This window comes from Microbacterium sp. LMI1x-1-1.1 (genome assembly GCF_040676205.1).
In the GTDB taxonomy this organism is placed as follows: domain Bacteria; phylum Actinomycetota; class Actinomycetes; order Actinomycetales; family Microbacteriaceae; genus Microbacterium; species Microbacterium aquilitoris.
The window spans coordinates 1,035,004-1,055,035 of the sequence record NZ_JBEGHM010000001.1; the positions used below are offsets into that span (position 1 = coordinate 1,035,004).

General features: G+C 69.8%; 25 protein-coding genes. 20 read left to right on the top strand and 5 right to left on the bottom strand.

Annotated features, from left to right (window positions below; genetic code table 11):
• The first annotated feature begins 1 nt into the window (after nt 1).
• The 5 genes from MRBLMI1x_RS04990 (at nt 2) to MRBLMI1x_RS05010 (ending at nt 5,955) form a co-directional block, all read left to right on the top strand.
• On the top strand, nt 2-2,515 hold the full coding sequence (locus MRBLMI1x_RS04990) for a sensor histidine kinase (RefSeq protein ID WP_363456723.1): 2,514 nt from the start codon (nt 2-4) through the stop codon (nt 2,513-2,515).
• Nucleotides 2,512-3,213, top strand: a complete 702-nt coding sequence (locus MRBLMI1x_RS04995; RefSeq protein ID WP_363456726.1) for a response regulator transcription factor — start codon at nt 2,512-2,514, stop codon at nt 3,211-3,213. Before MRBLMI1x_RS04990 ends, MRBLMI1x_RS04995 begins: the two co-directional genes overlap by 4 nt.
• A gap of 79 nt (nt 3,214-3,292) precedes the next feature.
• Complete coding sequence (locus MRBLMI1x_RS05000; RefSeq protein ID WP_363456729.1) at nt 3,293-4,438, top strand: zinc-dependent alcohol dehydrogenase; 1,146 nt, start codon at nt 3,293-3,295, stop codon at nt 4,436-4,438.
• 20 nt (nt 4,439-4,458) lie between these two features.
• A complete protein-coding gene (locus tag MRBLMI1x_RS05005) occupies nt 4,459-5,034 on the top strand; it encodes a hypothetical protein (protein WP_363456732.1) in 576 nt (191 codons plus the stop codon).
• Nucleotides 5,035-5,148: 114 nt separating this feature from the next.
• A complete protein-coding gene (locus tag MRBLMI1x_RS05010; RefSeq protein WP_363456735.1) occupies nt 5,149-5,955 on the top strand; it encodes a lytic transglycosylase domain-containing protein in 807 nt (268 codons plus the stop codon).
• 20 nt (nt 5,956-5,975) lie between these two features.
• Here the strand turns inward: MRBLMI1x_RS05010 and MRBLMI1x_RS05015 are convergent, their stop codons facing one another.
• Complete coding sequence (locus tag MRBLMI1x_RS05015; RefSeq protein WP_311858893.1) at nt 5,976-6,167, bottom strand: hypothetical protein; 192 nt, start codon at nt 6,165-6,167, stop codon at nt 5,976-5,978.
• A 380-nt stretch (nt 6,168-6,547) separates the two neighbouring features.
• Here MRBLMI1x_RS05015 and MRBLMI1x_RS05020 point away from each other — a divergent pair, with 380 nt between their 5' ends.
• The 6 genes from MRBLMI1x_RS05020 to MRBLMI1x_RS05045 all read left to right on the top strand — a co-directional run bounded on the left by MRBLMI1x_RS05020 (nt 6,548) and on the right by MRBLMI1x_RS05045 (nt 8,798).
• A complete protein-coding gene (locus MRBLMI1x_RS05020; protein ID WP_363456738.1) occupies nt 6,548-6,838 on the top strand; it encodes a hypothetical protein in 291 nt (96 codons plus the stop codon).
• Between the two features lie 90 nt (nt 6,839-6,928).
• Nucleotides 6,929-7,246: a hypothetical protein gene (locus MRBLMI1x_RS05025; protein WP_018185547.1), complete on the top strand. Its 318-nt coding sequence runs from the start codon at nt 6,929-6,931 to the stop codon at nt 7,244-7,246.
• Between the two features lie 68 nt (nt 7,247-7,314).
• Nucleotides 7,315-7,554: a hypothetical protein gene (locus MRBLMI1x_RS05030; RefSeq protein ID WP_363456742.1), complete on the top strand. Its 240-nt coding sequence runs from the start codon at nt 7,315-7,317 to the stop codon at nt 7,552-7,554.
• A gap of 122 nt (nt 7,555-7,676) precedes the next feature.
• Nucleotides 7,677-8,225 (top strand): Dps family protein, encoded by a 549-nt coding sequence (locus MRBLMI1x_RS05035; protein ID WP_018185545.1) that lies wholly within the window; start codon nt 7,677-7,679, stop codon nt 8,223-8,225.
• A 7-nt stretch (nt 8,226-8,232) separates the two neighbouring features.
• Entirely contained in the window at nt 8,233-8,556 is a 324-nt protein-coding gene (locus tag MRBLMI1x_RS05040) for a hypothetical protein (RefSeq protein ID WP_018185544.1), read from the top strand.
• Nucleotides 8,550-8,798 carry a hypothetical protein gene (locus MRBLMI1x_RS05045; protein ID WP_363456746.1) on the top strand — a complete coding sequence of 83 codons (249 nt, stop codon included), beginning with the start codon at nt 8,550-8,552 and terminating at the stop codon, nt 8,796-8,798. Before MRBLMI1x_RS05040 ends, MRBLMI1x_RS05045 begins: the two co-directional genes overlap by 7 nt.
• Here the strand turns inward: MRBLMI1x_RS05045 and MRBLMI1x_RS05050 are convergent.
• On the bottom strand, nt 8,788-9,117 hold the full coding sequence (locus MRBLMI1x_RS05050; protein WP_363456749.1) for a hypothetical protein: 330 nt from the start codon (nt 9,115-9,117) through the stop codon (nt 8,788-8,790). The genes MRBLMI1x_RS05045 and MRBLMI1x_RS05050 overlap by 11 nt on opposite strands.
• Before the next feature lie 61 nt (nt 9,118-9,178).
• Between MRBLMI1x_RS05050 and MRBLMI1x_RS05055 the strand changes: the two genes are divergently transcribed.
• Nucleotides 9,179-9,502, top strand: coding sequence for a hypothetical protein (locus MRBLMI1x_RS05055; RefSeq protein WP_018185541.1), 324 nt, complete (start codon nt 9,179-9,181; stop codon nt 9,500-9,502).
• A gap of 199 nt (nt 9,503-9,701) precedes the next feature.
• On the opposite strand, the gene MRBLMI1x_RS05060 is transcribed toward MRBLMI1x_RS05055, so the two are convergent.
• Nucleotides 9,702-10,055: a hypothetical protein gene (locus MRBLMI1x_RS05060; RefSeq protein ID WP_018185539.1), complete on the bottom strand. Its 354-nt coding sequence runs from the start codon at nt 10,053-10,055 to the stop codon at nt 9,702-9,704.
• Nucleotides 10,056-10,353: 298 nt separating this feature from the next.
• Here MRBLMI1x_RS05060 and MRBLMI1x_RS05065 point away from each other — a divergent pair, with 298 nt between their 5' ends.
• Complete coding sequence (locus MRBLMI1x_RS05065) at nt 10,354-10,578, top strand: hypothetical protein (RefSeq protein ID WP_018185538.1); 225 nt, start codon at nt 10,354-10,356, stop codon at nt 10,576-10,578.
• A gap of 33 nt (nt 10,579-10,611) precedes the next feature.
• Nucleotides 10,612-11,118, top strand: a complete 507-nt coding sequence (locus MRBLMI1x_RS05070) for a MarR family winged helix-turn-helix transcriptional regulator (protein ID WP_363456753.1) — start codon at nt 10,612-10,614, stop codon at nt 11,116-11,118.
• A 19-nt stretch (nt 11,119-11,137) separates the two neighbouring features.
• Here MRBLMI1x_RS05070 and MRBLMI1x_RS05075 read toward each other — a convergent pair whose 3' ends face one another.
• A complete protein-coding gene (locus MRBLMI1x_RS05075; RefSeq protein ID WP_363456756.1) occupies nt 11,138-11,683 on the bottom strand; it encodes a flavin reductase family protein in 546 nt (181 codons plus the stop codon).
• Between the two features lie 222 nt (nt 11,684-11,905).
• On the opposite strand from MRBLMI1x_RS05075, the gene MRBLMI1x_RS05080 reads away from it, so the two are divergent.
• The 3 genes from MRBLMI1x_RS05080 to MRBLMI1x_RS05090 all read left to right on the top strand — a co-directional run bounded on the left by MRBLMI1x_RS05080 (nt 11,906) and on the right by MRBLMI1x_RS05090 (nt 15,158).
• Nucleotides 11,906-12,895, top strand: coding sequence for a pyridoxal-phosphate dependent enzyme (locus MRBLMI1x_RS05080; RefSeq protein WP_363456759.1), 990 nt, complete (start codon nt 11,906-11,908; stop codon nt 12,893-12,895).
• Nucleotides 12,892-14,049: a cystathionine gamma-synthase gene (locus tag MRBLMI1x_RS05085; protein WP_020097954.1), complete on the top strand. Its 1,158-nt coding sequence runs from the start codon at nt 12,892-12,894 to the stop codon at nt 14,047-14,049. The genes MRBLMI1x_RS05080 and MRBLMI1x_RS05085 overlap by 4 nt, the downstream gene beginning before the upstream one ends.
• Nucleotides 14,050-14,174: 125 nt before the next feature.
• Nucleotides 14,175-15,158, top strand: a complete 984-nt coding sequence (locus MRBLMI1x_RS05090; protein ID WP_363456766.1) for a Gfo/Idh/MocA family protein — start codon at nt 14,175-14,177, stop codon at nt 15,156-15,158.
• A gap of 3 nt (nt 15,159-15,161) precedes the next feature.
• Here MRBLMI1x_RS05090 and MRBLMI1x_RS05095 read toward each other — a convergent pair whose 3' ends face one another.
• Nucleotides 15,162-15,737 (bottom strand): DUF1992 domain-containing protein, encoded by a 576-nt coding sequence (locus tag MRBLMI1x_RS05095; protein ID WP_336125956.1) that lies wholly within the window; start codon nt 15,735-15,737, stop codon nt 15,162-15,164.
• 93 nt (nt 15,738-15,830) lie between these two features.
• On the opposite strand from MRBLMI1x_RS05095, the gene MRBLMI1x_RS05100 reads away from it, so the two are divergent.
• The 3 genes from MRBLMI1x_RS05100 to MRBLMI1x_RS05110 are packed head-to-tail and all read left to right on the top strand — an operon-like array spanning nt 15,831 to nt 20,025.
• Nucleotides 15,831-16,448 carry a PadR family transcriptional regulator gene (locus MRBLMI1x_RS05100; RefSeq protein ID WP_018185531.1) on the top strand — a complete coding sequence of 206 codons (618 nt, stop codon included), beginning with the start codon at nt 15,831-15,833 and terminating at the stop codon, nt 16,446-16,448.
• On the top strand, nt 16,445-17,164 hold the full coding sequence (locus MRBLMI1x_RS05105) for an ABC transporter ATP-binding protein (RefSeq protein WP_018185530.1): 720 nt from the start codon (nt 16,445-16,447) through the stop codon (nt 17,162-17,164). Before MRBLMI1x_RS05100 ends, MRBLMI1x_RS05105 begins: the two co-directional genes overlap by 4 nt.
• Nucleotides 17,161-20,025, top strand: coding sequence for an FtsX-like permease family protein (locus MRBLMI1x_RS05110; RefSeq protein WP_363456771.1), 2,865 nt, complete (start codon nt 17,161-17,163; stop codon nt 20,023-20,025). Before MRBLMI1x_RS05105 ends, MRBLMI1x_RS05110 begins: the two co-directional genes overlap by 4 nt.
• The last annotated feature ends 7 nt before the right edge of the window (nt 20,026-20,032 follow it).

A 20,032-nucleotide genomic window follows, 5' to 3' on the forward strand; every position in this document is an offset into this window, starting at 1 on the left:
AGTGGCGGGACGCGGACGGTTGCGCGTCCTGCTGGGCGCGGCTCCCGGCGTGGGCAAGACGTACGCGATGCTCGAGGAGGGCCGGCGCCTGGCAGGCGAGGGCTCGGACGTCGTCATCGCGGTCGTAGAGACCCACGGCCGGGCCGCGACCCTGCGTATGACCGACGGGCTCGAGGAAGTGCCGCGCCGAGAGATCACCCATCGGGGTGTCACGCTCACCGAGATGGACCTCGAGGCCGTGATCGCGCGGCATCCGGGTGTCGCCCTCGTCGATGAACTCGCCCACACCAACGCGCCGGGTTCGGCGAACGAGAAGCGCTGGCAGGATGTGCGGCAGCTGCTGGATGCCGGGATCTCCGTCATCTCGACCGTCAACATCCAGCACATCGAGTCCCTCAACGACGTCGTCCACCAGATCACCGGGGCGCCCCAGCGCGAGACGGTCCCCGATGAGGTCCTGCGCACGGCGGACCAGGTCGAGGTCATCGACCTGGCACCGCAGGCCCTCCGGGACCGTCTCGCCGGCGGGCTCGTGTACCCGGCCGAACGGGTGGATGCCGCCCTGTCGAACTATTTCCGGCTCGGCAACCTCACGGCGCTGCGCGAACTCGCCCTCCTGTGGCTGGCGGACGAGGTCGATCAGGCCCTCACGTCCTACCGCGCCGAGCACGGCATCGACAGCAGGTGGGAGGCGCGCGAGCGGGTCGTCGTCACCCTGACGGGTGGGCCCGAGGGTGAGACCCTGCTGCGGCGCGGGGCCCGTATCGCCGCCCGCTCGGCCGGTGGTCAGCTCCTCGCCGTCCACGTCACGAGCAACGACGGATTGCGCGGCGGAGATCCCGGAGCGCTCGCGGAGCAGCGGACGCTCGTCGAGAAGCTCGGCGGCACGTTCCACCAGGTCGTCGGCGACGACGTGCCGACGGCGCTCGTCGAGTTCGCCCGGTCGGTGAACGCGACGCAGCTCGTCCTCGGCGTGAGTCGTCGCAGCAGGCTCGCCGCGGTCTTCGCCGGCCCCGGCATCGGCGCCACCGTCATCCGCGAATCCGGCGACATCGACGTCCACATCGTCACCCACTCCGCCGCAGGCGGCAGGTTCGCGCTGCCGCGGCTGGGCGGTGCGCTCTCGATGAAGCGCCGGCTCGCGGGGTTCGCGGTCGCCTTCCTCGGGGGGCCGCTCCTCACGTGGCTGCTGTTCGTCACCCGCACGGACGAGTCGATCACGAGCGACGTGCTGAGCTACCAGCTGCTGGTCGTCGTCGTCGCGCTCGTCGGCGGCATCTGGCCGGCCCTCTGGGCGGCGCTGCTCAGCGGGATCACGCTGGACTTCTTCTTCGTCGAGCCGCTGTTCACCGTTCATGTGCACGAGCCGCAGCATCTGTTGGCCCTCTCCCTCTACGTCGTCATCGCGATCCTCGTCAGCGTCGTCGTCGACCGCGCCGCCCGCCAGACGCGTGCGGCCCGACGGGCGGCGGCGGAGTCCGAGCTCCTCCAGACCGTGGCAGGAAGCGTGCTCCGCGGTGCAGGCGCCGTCGAGGCCCTCGTCGAACGCACCCGTGAGGCGTTCCGTCTCGCGGGCGTGCGTCTCGTCGCGGGCACGACCTCGAGCGGGGGGACGTCCGGTGACGAGACGATCCTGGCGGCGAGCGGTGAGCCCCTCCGCGGCGGCCGGTTCACCGCCGTGCCGGTGGGGGAGCGCGCCGTCCTCGAGCTCCACGGTCACGACCTGCGGGCGTCGGAGCGCCGCCTCCTGTCGGCCATCGTCGCCCAGATGGATGCCGCCCTGCAGCAGCAGGACCTCGCCGAGGTCGCGAGCGGGCTCGCTCCCCTCGAGGCATCCGATCGGGTCCGCAGCGCACTCCTGTCGGCCCTCAGTCACGACCTCCGCCGCCCGCTCGCCGCGGCGACGGCGGCCGTGGGCGGGCTCCGCAACGGCACCTACAGCGAGGGCGATCGGAACGAGCTGCTGCAGACGGCCGACGAGTCGCTCGGCATGCTGGCCGCGCTCGTCACCGACCTCCTCGACGTCAGCCGGCTGCAGGCCGGGGCCCTCGCGGTCTCGCTCCTCACGATCGACCCGGCGGACGTCATCCTTCCTGCCCTCGAAGAGCTCGGTGCCGGACCGGCATCCGTCGACATCCACCTCGAGCCGGATGTGGAGCTCCGAGCCGACCCCGTCCTGCTGCAGCGCGTGGTGGTCAACCTGCTCGCGAACGCGCTGCGCCATTCGCCCGAGGGGCGCAAGGTGCGCGTCGCGACGAGCAGTTTCGGTGCGGTCGCCGAGATCCGGATCATCGACCACGGACCGGGGATCCCCGCCGAGCGCCGCGACGACGTGTTCGTGCCGTTCCAGCGGCTCGGCGACACCGACAACAGCACCGGTCTCGGTCTCGGCCTCGCGCTGTCGAAGGGATTCGTCGAAGGCATGGGCGGTGCTCTCACCCCCGAGGACACCCCCGGCGGCGGGCTGACGATGGTCGTGTCGCTGCCGGTCGCCGACGAGGAGGCATCCGCATGAAGATCCTCATCGCCGATGACGATCCGCAGATCGTCCGAGCGCTCCGCATCACCCTGTCGGCGCGCGGATACGAGGTGTTCACCGCCGCCGACGGCGCGCAGGCCATCTCGGCGGCCGTCGATCACCACCCCGACATCTTCCTGCTCGACCTCGGGATGCCGCAGCTCGACGGCATCGAGGTGATCCACGCGATCCGCGGCTGGTCCGATGCGCCCATCCTCGTCGTGTCGGGACGCACGGGCGCGGCCGACAAGGTCGACGCGCTCGACGCCGGTGCGGACGACTACGTCACGAAGCCGTTCTCGATCGACGAGCTCCTGGCGCGCATCCGGGCCCTGACCCGTCGCGCCCCCCAGCAGGAGCCCGATCCGGTGACGGAGTTCGGATCGATCTCCGTCGACCTGGCGGCGCGCAGCGTCATGAAGACCACCGGTGGTCAGACCGAGCGCGTGCGGCTCACCCCGACCGAATGGCAGCTGCTCGAAATCCTGCTGCGCAACCCCGGCAAGCTCGTCACCCGCCAGACGATCCTGACCTCGATCTGGGGGAGCGAGCACGTGAGCGACACGGGGTACCTGCGCCTGTACGTGTCGCAGCTGCGCCGCAAGCTCGAGGAGGATCCGGCGCATCCGCGTCACATCCTCACCGAGGCGGGCATGGGGTATCGCTTCGAGCTCGGCGGGTCCGCCGAGGGCTGACACGTCGGCGCGGGCGGCGCAACCCCCTCCCTCCTCGCGTCCCCGGCGACCAGGCTCGCCCGGAACCTGAGGAGGACCGATGAAGGCGATGACCTATCGCGGACCGTACAAGATCCGCGTCGACCGCAAGCCCGATCCCGTGATCGCGCACCCGAACGACGCCATCGTGCGCGTCGAACTGGCGTCGATCTGTGGTTCCGACCTGCACCTGTACCACGGCATGATGCCCGACACGCGGATCGGGCACACCTTCGGGCACGAGTTCATCGGCCGGGTGGAGGAGGTCGGGTCGTCGGTACACAACCTGAAGCCGGGCGACCGGGTCATGGTTCCTTTCAACATCTACTGCGGCTCGTGCTTCTTCTGTGCGCGCGGGCTGTATTCGAACTGCCACAACGTCAACGCGAACGCCACGGCGATCGGTGGCATCTACGGCTACTCCCACTCGACCGGCGGATTCGACGGCGGTCAAGCCGAGCTCGTCCGGGTGCCCTTCGCCGACGTCGGCCCTCAGGTGATCCCCGACGACATCGCCTCCGAGGATGCGCTCCTGCTGACCGACGCCTTCTCGACCGGCTACTTCGGTTCGCAGCTCGCCGACATCGTCGAGGGCGACACCGTCGTGGTGCTGGGTGCGGGACCCGTCGGCCTCGCCGCCGCTCGCTCGTGCTGGCTGATGGGTGCCGGACGCGTCATCGTCGTCGACCACCTCGACTACCGCCTCGAGAAGGCGCGCGCCTTCGCGTTCGCCGAGACCGTGCACTTCGGTCAGGTCGATGACATCGTCCTGACCCTCAAGAAGATGACCGACGGACTCGGCGCCGACTCGGTCATCGATGCCGTGGGCGCCGAGGCCGACGGGCACGTCGTGCAGCACGTGACCGCCGCCAAGCTGAAACTGCAGGGCGGTTCTCCCATCGCCCTCAACTGGGCGATCGACGCCGTCCGCAAGGGCGGCACCATCTCGGTGATGGGTGCGTACGGCCCGCTGTTCAGCGCCGTCAAGGTCGGCGACGCCATGAACAAGGGGCTCACCATCCGTGCCAACCAGGCGCCGGTCAAGCGTCAGTGGCCGCGGTTGCTCGAACACATCCGAGCGGGACACATCGCTCCTCGCGAGTTGATCACCCACCGCTTCGACCTCGACGACATCGCCGAGGGCTACCACGTGTTCTCATCCAAGCTCGACGGCATCGTCAAGCCCGTCATCACGTTCGGCGCCTGACCCGCATCCGAGGAGGAATCATGCCGTACACCGCAGACAAGCCCGGCCAGACCCCCGATCCCGACGACCTGCGTCGCCGCATCCCGGGGTGGGGTGCAGATCTCGACCCGGCGGATCGTCCCGCTTTCCCCCGCGAGCAACCCGGGATCGACACCGGTGCGCACTGGCGCGTCCCCGAGCAACAGCCGCACGGCGCCGGTCGCGAGCGATCGCTCGAGCACGAACGCCTCACGCCCGTGTTCGGTACCGCGCAGCCCCTCCACGGGCTCTCGGGCCTCATCCGGCGGGTCGCCTATACGCGCTACAGCGAGGGGCAGACTCCGCACTGGATGCTGCTGATCCTGGGCGACCGCGTCGAGTCGGCCGGCGCGCACGTGAGGTCGCTGTTCTCGCGGCGCCCCGACGATCCGGTGACACAGTCGGGGGTGTTCGGCGAACGCGGACGGCATCCGATCGCGTCGAGGTTCGGACGAGGCCGCGTCGACGTGAAGCACGCCTGGCTCGACCCCGTCCTGATCGTGGGGCCGTGGGTCGCGGCGGCCGTGGTCGTGTTCCGGATCGCGCGCGCGGCGGCCGTCCCGGCATGCCGTCGCTGACGCGACGCCTCGCTCCTCGGCATCCCTCACCGGGTCGGGTGCGGCTTCGGCCCCAGCGGATCTCCACCGGCGCGGGTTAGCGTGGTGCGGGCAGTCGACCGGGGGAGGACGCAGATGGCGGCACGTCGCAAGGCTCCGGCTGCGCGCGCGCGACGACGTTCCGCAGCGCTCGCCGTCGGGCTGGGCGTCGCCCCTGCGGCGGTCGTGGTGCTCCTCGCCGCTTGCCTGCCCTCCACGCCCCCGCAGGCCGCCGAGCCCGCTGAGCCGCCCCTGCCGCCCGTTTCGTCCCGCTGGGCGGTGGCACCCCCTCCTGCTGTCGCTGTGGCCGGGGCGAACCCCTCACGGGCTGCCGCCGTCGATCTCGTCGACGGAGCGTGGGCCGACGAGGTGGCGGCGGCCACCGGCATCCCGCGTCGTGCGGTCATCGCCTACGCGGCGGCCGACCTGACCGTCGCGCACGAGCAGCCATCGTGCGACATCGCCTGGAACACCCTCGCGGGGATCGGCTGGGTGGAGTCCCGGCACGGTTCCTACGGCGGGGCGACGCTGACCAAGCGCGGCCTCGTCGCGCCTCGTATTCTCGGGCCGCGGCTCACTGGTGACGGCGTCGCTGCGATCGAGGACACCGACGGCGGCGCTCTCGACGGCGACGACCAGTGGGACCGTGCCGTCGGCCCGCTGCAGTTCATCCCCGAGACGTGGCGGCGCTGGGGCGCGGACGGCGACGCGGACGGCGTCCGCGACCCCAACAACATCGACGACGCGGCTCTTGCCGCTGCCCGGTATCTGTGCCGGTCCGGCCCGCTCGGCACCGAGAGGGCCTGGCGGGATGCCGTCTTCACCTACAACCCGCTGACGCGATATATCAACGACGTCGCCACCCGCGCCAACGAGTACGCGCAACGCGTCGAGCTGGGCTGACGCGTCGGGCGCTGGCGAACTCAGTCGCCGGTGCGGTTGAGCGATCGACTGGAATCGGCCGAGTCGGGGTCCACCCCGGGCTCGATCTGTTCGATGGGAACCGGCTCGTCGTTGCGGGCAGCCTTGGATACGGCCTCGATGGGGTCCTCGTCCGGCAGACTCCCGCCGGGGAGCGAGGAATCGGACTCGGGGGCGGCCTCGTGCTCGGTCATGGGTGCTCCTCTCGTTCGTGTCAACGTAGGGCGCGGATGCCATCGAACCGGGGGCCTTGCAAAGGTCGGGCCCCGGCGATAAGCCCGATCGCCGGGGCCCCTCATAAGCGTGGGAAAGGATCGGTGACCCGAACACCTCTCGTCTCGACCATCCGCCTACTTACCTTGCGGTGATCACGGTAATCGGGGTGCCGGTTCCGGAAGGGGGGCATTGACTCGCGAGGCGTCGTTCTGCTACTCGCTGCAGCTAACTTGGGGCCCTCTCGGTGTCAAGCCCCTCACCGGTCCGACGAGCGCGAGTGAGGGTGAGGGGGCGAGTGAAGACCTCACCCCCCCGGCGATCAGCGACGATCGCGGACACCACACCTCGGAGGTGCGCCATGAGTGCCGATCCCGTCCATCAGCTGACCCTGCAGCCGCTGTCGCCGACGGCATGGCGCCTCTGCGACTCCCGCGTCGACAGCTCCGACGCCGCCAGCGTCATCGCCTACGTCGAGGCGGCGGACCCCGCCGGGTTCGACGTGACCTGGGTCCACGGCGGCTCGGGGAGCGCGTGGTTCGCGGACATGGACCAGATTCTGATCGGTGCAGCCCGACACGTCGCGGCCTGCGCTCCGCGCCGCGCCAAGCCGAAGCCGATCGCGCACCGCCCGCCCCTGGCGGCGCTCTAAACGGCGGCACCCGAACATGTCAAGGACGTGACACGCGCGACGCCACGACAGATGGTGGATGTCGAGACCGATCGCAGCCGAGGAGAACCGATGGGACGCATCGACATCTCGTACGGCGGGCAGTGGTACAGCGTCGCGAACCGGACGCTCGACGACGTCCATCGCGAGATCCAAGAGGGCGCCCGCGACGGCCAGCACTGGCTGGCCGTCAATGACGGCGTCGGAAGCGCGAGCCCCGCCTACCTCTTCATCACGCCGGGTGTCCCTATCGCGCTGATCCCGGTGCCCGAACCACGGGACCCTCCCACCGAAGCCGTCGCGGCGGCGTATGACGATTTCGAGGTCGAGGGGTTCTCCCCGAAGTGGCGCGGGCCCACGATCCATCCGGAGCGCTCACCGCATTCCTGAGACCTATCCGGGTCGTCGCGCCCGGTCAAGGGGATGACCGCGCCCGCGAAGACGAGCACACTGACGCCATGAGTGATGCACAGGATGCCGGCCGCGCCGGCGACGCCGTACAGGCAGAGCCCGCCATGTCGGTGAACCCCGCGGATGCCGGGCAGAAGCTCGACGGCATCATCGCCCAGACCCGAGCCGATCTGCAGGGGCACGACAGCGTCGATCCGCGGAACGTCCTCGCACAGCGGCTCACGGACGCGGGTCTGTCACTGTCCGACGACGAGATGGCCGCTGCTCTCGCTCGCATCGAGGAGTGAGCCGGGAGCGTGAGCTCCGGGGATATCACCGCCTCCCGGGCCGCGCAACCCGATGACCTCGGGATCGCCTTCGTCCTAGCGTGGGAGGCATCCACGTTCCGCGACAGAAGGGGAGCCGTCCCATGACGACCACTCAGACGAAGCCCGCCACCCGCAACAAGCGCCGCCCCGGCAAGTCGGGCGCGCAGCTGACCGAAGAGCAGAACGCCGAGCGCGGATTCACCGCCTCTCAAAAGCTCAGCGACAACCTGCAGGCCGTTCTCGTCGACCTCCTCGAGCTGTCGATCCAGGGCAAGCAGGCGCACTGGAACGTCGTCGGGAAGAACTTCCGCGACACGCACCTTCAGCTCGACGAGATCATCGACGCCGCGCGGGAGTTCAGCGACACGATCGCGGAGCGCATGCGCGCCCTGCACGCCGTTCCCGACGGCCGGAGCGACACGGTGGCCGAGACCACGACGCTGCCCGAGTTCCCGCACGGCGAGGTCCTGACCTCCGACGTCATCGACCTCGTCACCGAGCGTCTCGAGGCCGTCATCGGCACCTGCCGCGACGTCCACGACGACGTCGACGACGAGGACCCGACCAGCGCCGACATCCTCCACAGCATCCTCGAGAGCCTCGAGCAGTTCGCGTGGATGATCAGCGCCGAGAACCGTTCGCCCCGGTGACCTCCCGGTGGGGAAGTTCATCTACGACGGCACGCTGAAGGTCGACTTCGACGACCGTGCGCTTGCCCACCTCCAGGTGGTCATCATGTCGAAGCTCCGTCGCGGCGAGTCCTTCCACTTCACGTGGAAGGACGACGCCGCGATCGGCGACGGCCGCACCAGCATCTGGCTGCACCCGCGGTGCACGCTCGTCTTCAAGTTCTACAGAGGTCAGCGTGCGCCGCTGAACCTCGCTTGGGTGGACGCGCTCGCCGCCGTCGCGAACTCCCCGTCCGGTCTGTACATCGTCCCGGAACCCGCAGAGGCGGAACAGGAGAGCGTGGCATGGTGAAGCGCATCGACGTGCACTACGGGGGGACGCTGTACAGCATCGGCGAGGAGTCCTTCGAGACCTTCTCGGCGCAGGTGGCTGCGGCGCTCGACGCGGGCCACGGATGGATCGTGGTGAACGACGGCGAGGGCGCTCCTCGTCCGGCTCACCTGCTCATCTCGCCCGGCGTCCCCATCGCTCTCATCCCGATCCCGGACGAGTCCGAGCCCGAGGCCGCCGCCGAGGGGCACCTCACTCCGTGACGTCGGGCCCGCTGTCCTCATCGAACATCCGCGCCGGCAGCTGAATCCCGCCCGAGGAATTGGCGGATGCCGCGAGCTCCTCGATCCATTCGCGATTCAGCGTCGGCGGTTCCGCGTGGTCGAAGACGAACCTGAGCGGGATCGCGGGATGCAACCAGATCGTCGTCCGCCCCCGCGGGGTATCGTCCGGATGCTGCCACGACACGGTGAAGCTCTCCGAACGGCGGAGCTTGGTCGCGACCACCACCTTGAGGTGAGCGAGTGCGCGGTCCTCGATGCGGATGGGCATCGCCGAGCCGCCGTAGTAGATCAGGCCCATGGGGACACCATAATGGGGAGACGTCGTTTCGATACCGAGATGACACGACGAGGGGGCTGCCGTGGGCAAGTTCATCTATGAGGACTCCATCAAGGTGGACTTCGAGGACCGCACGCTGGCACACCTGCAGCAGGTGATCGGCAACAAGCTGCGTCGTGGCGAGTCCTTCCACTTCACGTGGCGCGACGACAAGAGCATCGGCGAGGGACGGACCTCCGTGTGGCTTCACCCGCACGCATCCCTGGTCTTCAAGTACTACGGAAGCCGACAGTCGCGCATCAACCGCGCGTGGTCGGAGGCCCTCATGTACGCGGCGAACTCGCCGGCGGGTCTGCACCTGGTTCCGGAGCCTGCAGATGCGGGCGAGGGCGACCCCAGCGCGTGACGCGAGGGTCCCCGCGTCGCCGCCCGTAACGAAACATGCCGCCCCGTCGACGCCGTGGGGGGAACGGCGGAGGGGCGGCACGAGTTCGTGTGCTCGGAGAACGGTCAGACCAACAGCGGAGGGGTTCCGAAGCGCTCGGTGAAATCGGCGGCGAGGGCGTCCTCGTAGGCGTCGGCCTCGTCGCTGAGATCGGGGTGACTCACGCGGCGACCACCGGTCGACGCGCCTCGGTGCGTGCGGCACCGATCTCGGGGATGTCCAGATCTGCGTCGAGGACGAGGCCGCCGTTCGACGTGGCCTGGTCGGCCATCTCCCGCAGCGTGGCGGGGTTCAGCGCGACAGCAGCCGACTGGTCGTAGACGAAGCGCAGCGGGATCGCCGGCTGGAACCAGAGGGTCGTGCGGCCCTCGCCGTTGTCGCCGGTTCCCTTCCAGGACACGACGAAGCTCTCGCTCCGCCGCAGCTTGGTCGTCGCGATCGCGGCGAGGTGGGCGAGGATGCGGTCGGGCATGACGATGGGGGATTCGACGTTCCCGTAGTAGAGGCTTCCCATGACGTTCTCCTGGTGGGTTCGGGGTGCTGCGGTCAGTGGTGTGCGGGCTGCGCCGTTGTGCGGTGCGCTCGCGGGCGTGAAAGGGAGGTGATGAGAGGGACCCACCAGCCCGTGCGCTGCTCGGGGATGAGAGCGACACCGATCAAGGCGAAGGGCGCCGGGATGGGGTGTGCGGGTGAGGGTGTCATCTGTCCGTTCCTGAATTACTAGCTAAACAATAGATCTAGTGGATTTCACAACTCATGTCTATCATTGATTTCGAGAAGGACAAGAACTGTCACAGATTCAGACATGTAAGGTGGTGAAGTCGATGGAGGTGCTCGACTCGTACGGCTCCGTGGACGTCAGCGAGAAGATCGCGACGTGGCACGAGGTCGAGGCGGGCTTCTGGGTCGGCAACACCGACGGGCGGTTCCTCGGAACCGTCGAGCAGAGCCCCGCAGGCTGGATCACCCGAGATCACGCCGGAGGGTTCGTCGGGAAGTATCCGGATGCGGCTGAGGCTCGGGCGGCGATCGGATGATGTTCGACACCCGTCACGAGCCGAGGAGTTGACATGCCTCAGTCCATCGTTCGACATGAGCACACGCATCTGTATGCCTCGCAGCCCCACACCGAGGCCGGACGCCTACTCAGTAGCGCCATCCTCGAGCTCCGCCATGCCGAGCAGGTTCAGGCGGACCGCTCGCAGCGGATCTCCGGACTCGGCGGGATAGACCTCGCCGCACTCCGCTACCTCGTCCAGGCGCGGCGGGAAGAGCGGGAGATCAGTCCCAAGGACCTGATCGTCATGCTCGGTACCTCCAGTGCGACCGTCACGAACGTGATCGAGCGCCTGGTGGGCAAAGGGTATGTGACGCGCGAGCAGCACCCCACGGACCGACGTGCCCACTATCTGATGCCGACGGAGTCGGCCAACGACCTCGTCGACGAGGTCTACGGTGCGCACCATGCGGCCGTGGTGTCGGTCATCGACAACCTGGATGAAGGCGAAGCGAAGACCACCGCCGAGACGATCCGCCGGATCGCTGCGGCACTTGACGACCTCGCGCGACGTTCCTGATCGCGCGCGAGCCGTTCTCTCAGAGAGCGGTGTCGGGACCCAACCGGTGCCAGGTCCGGTTGTGATAGACGAGCGGCGCCTCGGATTCGCGGGCGATGTTCGCCTGAACGGCGTGCGCGGCGATGATCGTGGAGCCCCCGGCATCCATCCGGTCGATGACGGCGCACCGGACCCACGCGCGAACCCCGTGATACACGGGCTCACCGGTGACCAGGCGTGACCAGGGCAGTTCCGCGAAGCGGTCGATCCCACTCGTCGCACCCACTTCGGCGACCCGCAGGTCGTCGGCGTCCAGCAGGTGGACGACGATGGTCTCGGCGGCGGCCAGGACGGGAGCCGCCGACGACTGCGCCGACACCGAGAAGATCAGCAGCGGCGGGTCTGCGCTGACGGACGACACCGAGGTCGCCGTGAGAGCGACCGGTCCGTCCCCCGCATCAGCCGTGATGACGGCGACGCCGCCGGGATGCCCGCGGAAGACGGCCTTGAACTCCTCGGGCGAGAGGGATTCCGTGAATCCGGAGGCGGCCCGGTCGTCCGATGCGGCGTGTGCGGGAGACGTCATACAACGAACCTACGTTCGCGCGGGCGGGACGAGGGTCGTGTGTCCGAAGCTTTCGTTCTGTTGCGTCAGATGACGCCCGCCGCGGATGCCGGGCGTCCGCTACTCTGGTCGGGTGCTGACCCTTCGCTGTTGTCGTCTCTGACCGCCGGTTCCCCGGCGACATCCGCGACCCCACACAGCGACCGCACCTCTGCGAGTGCGGCATCCCGTCAGGAAGAACACGTGCGTTACGCCACCTCCATCGCCAATCTGGTCGGCAACACCCCGCTCGTCCGCTTGAACAAGGTCACCGAAGGCATCGAAGCCACGGTCCTCGCCAAGGTCGAGTACTTCAATCCGGGCAGCTCCGCCAAGGACCGCATCGCGCGGAACATCATCGACGCGGCGGAGCGCGACGGCCACCTCAAGCCCGGCGCCACGATCGTCGAGCCGACCAGTGGCAACACCGGGGTCGGCCTGGCCCTCATCGCCCAGCAGCGCGGGTACCGGATGATCTTCGTCGTCCCCGACAAGTTCGCGGGTGAGAAGGTCGCGGTCCTCAAGGCCTATGGCGCCGAGGTCGTCATGACCGCGACGAGCGTGCCGCCCGAGCACCCCGACTCTTACTACAGCGTGTCGGATCGGCTCGCGGCATCCATCCCCGGCGCGTTCAAGCCGAACCAGTTCGCCAACCTCAACGGACCGCGCGGACACTACGAGACGACCGGGCCCGAGATCTGGCGCGACACCGACGGAACCGTCACCCACTTCGTCGCGGGTGTCGGCACGGGCGGGACGATCAGCGGCACCGGACGGTTCCTCAAAGAGGCGTCGTCGGGACGTGTCACCGTCGTGGGCGCCGATCCGGAGGGATCGATCTACTCCGGCGGCGACATCCACGGCTATCTCGTCGAAGGCGTCGGCGAGGACTTCATGCCCGCGACCTTCGACCCGACCGTCGTCGACGGCTACGAGCGGGTGAGCGATGCCGAGGCGTTCGCGATGACGCGTCGGCTGGCCCGCGAAGAAGGGCTCATGGTCGGCGGTTCGTCGGGCATGGCGGTGGTGGCGGCCCTCCGCGTCGCCCGCGACCTGCCCGCCGACGCCGTCCTGGTCGTGCTCCTGCCCGACCACGGCCGCGGCTACCTCAGCAAGATCTACGACGACGACTGGATGACCGCCCACGGCTTCTCCGTCGTCACCGACACCGAGACCACCGGGAGCCTCGCATGAGTGCACAGTCCTCCGCTCGCGGCTTCGCGAGCCTCGCCGTCCACGCCGGTCAGGAGCCCGACGAGGCGACCGGCGCCGTCATCCCTCCCGTCCACTTCTCGACCACCTACGCCCAGGACGGCATCGGCGGGCTCCGCGGCGGGTACGAGTACGGCCGCAGCGGCAACCCGACCCGCACCGCGCTGCAGACGCAGCTCGCCGCGATCGAGGGCGGCGCGCACGCGCTGTCGTTCGCCTCGGGCCTCGCGGCCGAGGACGCGCTGCTCCGCGCGGTGCTGCGCCCCGGCGACGAGGTGCTCCTCGGCAACGACGTGTACGGCGGGACCTTCCGCCTCATCTCCCGTGTGCTCGGCGACTGGGGCGTGACCCTTCGCGTCGTCGACATGAGCGACCTCGACGCCGTCCGCGCCGCCGTCGCCGAGAAGGCGCCCCGCATCCTCTGGGTCGAGACGCCGTCCAACCCGCTGCTGCGCATCACCGACATCGCCGGCCTCGCCGAGGTCGGACACTCCGTCGATGCGCTGGTCGTCGTCGACAACACCTTCGCGACGCCCGCACTGCAGCGCCCCCTCTCGCACGGCGCCGATGTCGTCGTGCACTCGACCACCAAGTACCTCGGCGGGCACTCCGACGTCGTCGGCGGTGCGCTCGTCATGAACGACGACGCGCTGGCCGAGAAGGTCGGCTTCATCCAGTTCGCCGTCGGCGCCGTGTCGGGCCCGCTCGACGCGTGGCTCACGACGCGCGGGATCAAGACGCTCGCGGTGCGCATGCAGCGGCACAGTGAGAACGGCATGGCCGTGGCATCCTTCCTCGACGGACACGACCGCGTCGCCCGGGTCTACTACCCGGGACTCGCGTCGCACCCCGGGCACGAGCTCGCGGCGCGGCAGATGTCCGGCTTCGGCGGCATCGTGTCGCTCGCCCTCGAATCGGGCGAGGCGGCGCGGCGCTTCGCCGAGTCGCTGCGGTTGTTCACGCTGGCCGAGTCGCTCGGCGGCGTCGAGTCGCTCGTGAACTACCCCGACGCGATGACGCACGCCTCGGTGCGCGGCACCGAGGCGGCCGTGCCGGTCGAGGTCGTCCGGCTGTCGGTCGGCATCGAGGACATCGACGACCTGCTCGCCGACATCCAGCAGGCGCTCGACGCCTGACGCCGGCGGCGCCGCGGCGCTGCGCGTGCCGAGTGCAGGGAGAACCGTGCGATCGGGCCCCATCCGGCATCCGATGCGCTGCTGAACCTGCATCCGGGCCGCGGCGCGGGCGATAGCGTGGCCGGATGACACACGCACGTTGGGCCATCCTCGGTGCCGGAGCGATCAGCGGCGACTTCGCCCACGCGCTCCCCGACTCGGAGCTCGGACGCCTCCACGCGGTCGGCGCGCGCGACGTGTCGCGTGCGGAGGAGTTCGCCGCGGCCCACGGCGCAGCCGTTGTCGGCACGTACGACGAGATCCTCGACCGCGACGACATCGACGCGGTCTACATCGGCACGGTCCACACGACGCACACCGAGCTCGTGCAACAGGCGCTCGCTGCCGGCAAGGCCGTGCTCTGCGAGAAGCCCCTCGGGGTGTCTCCCGCCGAGACGGATGCCGCGATCCGCGCCGCGCGCGAGGCGGGACTCCCGCTCGTCGAGGCCTTCAAGTACCGCTTCGGTCCCTTCGCCGACCGCCTGCGGGAGATCGTCGGCGGCGGCGCGCTGGGCGACCTCGTCGAGATCGAGTCGTCGCTCGGCTTCGCCGCCGGCTCCCACACGGGCAGGCTGTTCGATCCCGCGACGGCCGGCGGCGCGATCCTCGACGTCGGCTGCTACCCGCTGTCGCTCGTCGTCGGTGTCGCGGCCTGGGCCGGCCACGACCTGTCGGGGCTGGCCGTGCAGGCGGCGGCGGGCACGATCGGCGAGACCGGCGTCGATGTGAGCGCGGCGGCATCCATCGATCTGGGCGGTGCGTCGGCGAACATCCGCACCGCGATCGTGCACGACCTGCCTCGGCTGACGCGCATCGTCGGGCGGGATGCGACGCTCGAGATCCCGAACGTGTGGGGGAGTCGGACGGACAGCACCGAGGCGGCGACCCTCATCCGCACCGACGGCACGCGTGAGGAGATCGAGGTGCCGACGGTGCAGCCGATGGCGGCCGAGGCGGATGCCACGATCCGTGCGCTCCGCGACGGGCGCACCGAGGCGCCCGAGGTGCCGTGGGACGAGACCCGCACCATCGCGCGGCTCCTGGCCGAGTGGCGCGCCGCCATCGGCTGAGCCTTACCGCCGCCACCAGCGACGGCGCGGCTTCGCGGGAGCTTCGGGAGGGGCGGATGCCGCGGCCCGCGCCGCGCGCCGTTCCCGCCAGGCCGCGACCTCGGCGTCGGGGTCGCGGGTCGGGGTGACGACGGGCGGTCCGCCCTGCAGCTGCCTGCGCGCCTCGACGACGCGGCGCGAGAAGTCGGCGGTGTACTCGCGGACGTCCTCCTCGCGGTGGAAGGCGTCGACGCGGTCTTCGAACTCGGCGTGCTCGATCCGCAGTCGCAGAGCGGGCGGGCCGAGGCCGGAGAGCTGCTCGGTGCGGATCTTCCGCTTGATCCACCAGTCCGGATCGTGCGAGCCACCCAGGCCTTCGAGGGGCTTGCCGGCGCCGGGGAGGTCGTCGAAGTCGCCGCGCCGGATGGCCTGCTGGATCGCGGTCTCGACGTACATCGCGCGCTCCGTGCCGGTGGGCGTCCCGGCGTGACGCTCCGGTTCGGCCGGCGGCTCCTCGCCGTTCTCCTGCGCCGCCTTTTCGACGCGATAGCGCGCCGCAATGAGGCGGGGGTCGTCGTTCGCGGCTCGGTCGTCGGCCATTCCTCCAGCGTAAGACGGGCGGGCGTTGTGTGGATGTTGCCCGGTATGCATATACTCAGAAAACACATACCCGGTATGCAGCGAGGAGTCCCGATGTCGGTACGACAGAGCCTGCTGGCGATCCTGGATCAGGGTCCCTGCTACGGCTATCAGCTGCGCGCGGAGTTCGACCGCCGCACCGGATCGACCTGGCCACTCAACGTGGGTCAGATCTACAACACGCTCGACAGGCTCGAGCGCGACGGGCTCGTCGAGAAGGGCGACGTCGACGAGCAGGGTCACGTCTACTGGCAGATCACGGATGCCGGATCCGCCGAGGTGCAGGCCTGGCTCGACGCTCCCGTCGAGCGCACGCAGGGGACGCGCGACGAGCTGGCCATCAAGCTCGCCGTCGCCGCGACCCTGCCGGGCGTCGACCTCGGCGCCGTCATCCAGCGACAGCGTTCCGCGTCGCTGCGCCAGCTCCAGGAGCTCAACCGAGCGAAGTACGCCGGTTCGAACCCGGACGGTCCCGAAGAACTCGCGTGGTCTCTCGTCGTGGATTCGATGATCTTCGCGGCAGAGGCCGAGACCCGATGGCTCGATCACACCGAGCAGCGCCTCGCGCGGCATCCGCACCGCACGATGGGGCTCGAGCTGTCCACAGAGACTCCCAAACGGGGGAGGCCCGCCAAATCCGAGGCGAGCGACACCGAGGCGGTCGTCGGATGAGCGCCGCCGTCCTGCAGCTGGTGGGGGTCACGCAGCAGTACGGCGAGGGCGAGACGAGCGTCTCAGCACTGTCGGGCGTCGATCTGACGGTCGACAAGGGTGAGCTCGTCGCGATCATGGGAGCGTCCGGTTCGGGCAAATCCACGCTCCTGTCGATCGCGGGCGGGTTGCAGAAGCCCACCAGCGGCGAAGTCGTCGTCGAGGGGACCTACCTCTCGACGGCGACACGTCGCGATCTCGCGCAGCTCCGGCGGCGCTCCCTGGGGTTCGTCTTCCAGGACTTCAATCTCATCCCGACCCTCACGGCCGTCGAGAACGTGACGCTGCCGCTCGAGCTCGACGGCTTCCGGGCCCGGGTGGCGCGCCGTGCGGGTCGGGATGCACTCGCCTCGGTCGGACTCGAGGACAAGCTCGACTCCTACCCCGACGACCTCTCAGGAGGTCAGCAGCAGCGCGTCGCGATCGCCCGTGCCGTCGTCGGCGGGCGCCGGCTGATCCTCGCCGACGAACCGACGGGCGCGCTCGACTCGGTGACCGGTGAAGCGGTGATGAAGATGATTCGCCACCGCGTCGACCAGGGGGCCGCCGGCATCCTCGTCACGCATGAGCCGCGCCACGCGGCGTGGGCCGACCGCATCGTGTTCCTCCGTGACGGCCGCATCATCGACGAGACCCAGCGTCACGGCGCCGACGCGCTGTTGTCGGACGCGCGATGACGACCTTGCGGGACCGGCCCCGCGCGGATGCCGGGGCGCGGCGTCGCGCCGAGCGGCCGAAGCCCTCGCGCACGGCGCGGATGCGGGTCGCCGTGCGTATCGCGCGGCGCCAGGTGCGCCGCGCGTGGGTGTCGTCGCTGCTGATCATGTCGCTCATCGCCCTGCCGATCGCCGGGATGGCGGGGGTGGCGGTGTTCATCTCGAGCACGTTCTCCACGCCTGCAGAGCGGGTGAACGTCGAACTCGGGCGCATGTCGGCGTGGGTCGAGCCGATGTGGCCGGCAGCATCCGGGTTCCAGCAGGTGCCGGACGATCCGTACACGCACGGCAACGAGTCCACCTGGGGTTCCGGGACGATCGATGACGAGACGGCGGAGTTGCCGACGGACCCCACGAACGCGCTGCCTGCCGGGACGGAGATCGTGCCCGTCTCCTCAGGTGAGGAACGGGTCGAGACCATCGCGGGGATCGCCCGGGTGAAGGCGTGGGCGGGGAACGTCACGGACCCACGCTTCGCCGGGCATTTCGCTCTCGTCGAGGGACGAGCGCCGGCTGATGACCGACAGGTGCTCGTCACGCCCGCCACGCTGACCCGCACCGGCCTCGGCATCGGGGAGACGCTGTCACTCGTCGATGGTCAGAAGTTCACGATCACGGGGACGTTCCGCGATGCCGAGGTCGCCGCCGATGAGGTCGTCCTCGCGTTCGCCGACTCCGATCGCTACGCCCCCGTGCGTTCCTACCTGCCCGACGCCGACATCGGTATCTCGCAGCTCGAGGCGCTGAACGCCGCGGGATTCGGCGTGTACTCGCGGCAGCTCGTCCTGGACCCGCCGCCCGTCACGTCGCCGGTGGGAGACGACTTCGGCAACCCGACCACGGCAGAGCGGGATCAGCAACAGGCTTTCGCTCTTGCGGGAGCGATCGGGGCCGGCGGGCTCGCCGCGGGGTACATGGTCGTCCTCCTCGCCGGTGCGGCTTTCGCCGTCAGTGCGCGGCGTCAGCAGCGGGCTCTCGCGATCGCGGCGAGCGTCGGCGCCGAGCCGCGCGATCTCCGTCGAGTCGTGCTCCTCCAGGGGGCGGTCCTGGGGGTCGTCGCCGGGGGCGCGGGCCTCGCGATGGGGGTCGGTCTGGCTGCAGCGTTGATGCCCCTCTTCGACGACGGATCCGCCATCAGGTTCTGGGGATTCCACGTGCCGTGGGTACTTCTCGGGGGCGTCCTCTTGTTCGCCGTCGCGGTCGGCTCGGCGTCGGCGTGGGCGCCTGCACGCGCGGTCGGGAAATCGGACACCATCTCCGCCTTGCGTGGAGCACGCCGGCCCATGACGGTCACCGCCGCGCGGCCTCTGTGGGGGTCGCTGTTGATCGTCGTCGGTGTGGCGGTGACCGTCGTCTCAGGCATCGCCGCGGGCGCCGTGGCCGCCAGTACGGTCGTCGCCTGGGACTCGCCGCTCCGCTGGATCCCCATCGTGGGGATCATCGGCGGCCCGGTGCTCGCGCAGATCGGCATCATCATCTCGGGTCGATGGCTCCTGTGGCTCGCGTCCCGCGCCCTGTCGCGCGTCGGTCTGGCCGCGCGTCTCGCCTCACGGGACGCCGTCGCGAACGGGGCGCGAACCGTTCCCGCGTTCGCCGCCATCGGAGCGACGGTGTTCGTCGGCGTGTTCGCAGTCTCGATGGGGACGATGACGGCTGAGCAGCAGGCCCGGACGTACACGTACAGCGCGCCGTTGGGGACCGTCGTCGCGGATATCTCCTCGATGTCGGAGCCTCTCCTGACGGCGAAGGTCGGGCAGCAAGCGGCGAATGAAGCCGCCCGTCTGTTCACGTCGTCGGGGGCGACATCCACCGCCCTCGTGAGCGCCCAGCCCGACATCCTCAATGTCGGGTCGTCGGCCGACCTGCCCGCTGATCTCGATCGAGCGATGATCGTTGCTCCCCGCGATTCGCTTCTGTCGCCCGGCGAGGACGACAGGAGAGTCAGCTCCTACTACGGCTACCCCTCAGACAACCTCTCGATCGTGGCCGCGGACGACGTTGAGGCAGCGATGCGCGTCACCTTGGATCCGGCGCAGCGCGCGGCCTACGCCGATGGCGCTGTCATCATCAGCGACGACAGGTACGTCACCGATGGCCGGGTCACGGCGGGATCGTGGAGCGCGCGCGAGTACTACGAGGGCGAGGTCCCCAGCAACATCTGGCGCGACGATGCCGACGTTCCCGCCCCACGCTGGGAGCGCACTGCGCCGGCGATCTCGGTTGATGCACCGCACCAGCAGATCGTGGCGGCGATCGCCCCGGAGACCGCCCGCGCCTGGGGGATCACGGAAGTGCCACGACAGGTGCTCGCCACGTTCCCCGAGGGCTCGGAGATGAATTCGCAAGATCACCTGTACGAACTCGCCGGCGGTCTCATGACCGCGGATTACCAGGTCTCACTGTGGCGCGAGACCGGCCCCTCGAGCCCTGCCGTCTGGCTCGTCCCGCTGCTCGCGGCCGTCGCCGTCCTCGTCCTGGGCGCGAGCGCGGTCGCCCTCGGACTCGCTCGTTTCGAGCGGCGCCCCGACGACGCGACGCTCGCCGCCGTCGGCGGCACGCCCGGGCTTCGGCGGCGGATCGGACTGTGGCAGGGACTCGTGATCGCGGGGTTCGGCACATTCGCGGGGGCTGCTGCCGGCATCCTTCCACCCGTCGGCTTCTGGCTGCAGTCGCAGACGTCCGGGCAACCGCTGGACCTCGCTGACATCCCGTGGTGGCTACTCGGCGTACTCGCCATCGCCCTGCCGCTGGCGATCGCCGCCGTGAACTGGCTCGTCCCACCGCGGGAGCCCGAGCTCACGCGACGCAACGTCATCGCCTGAGCCGGGG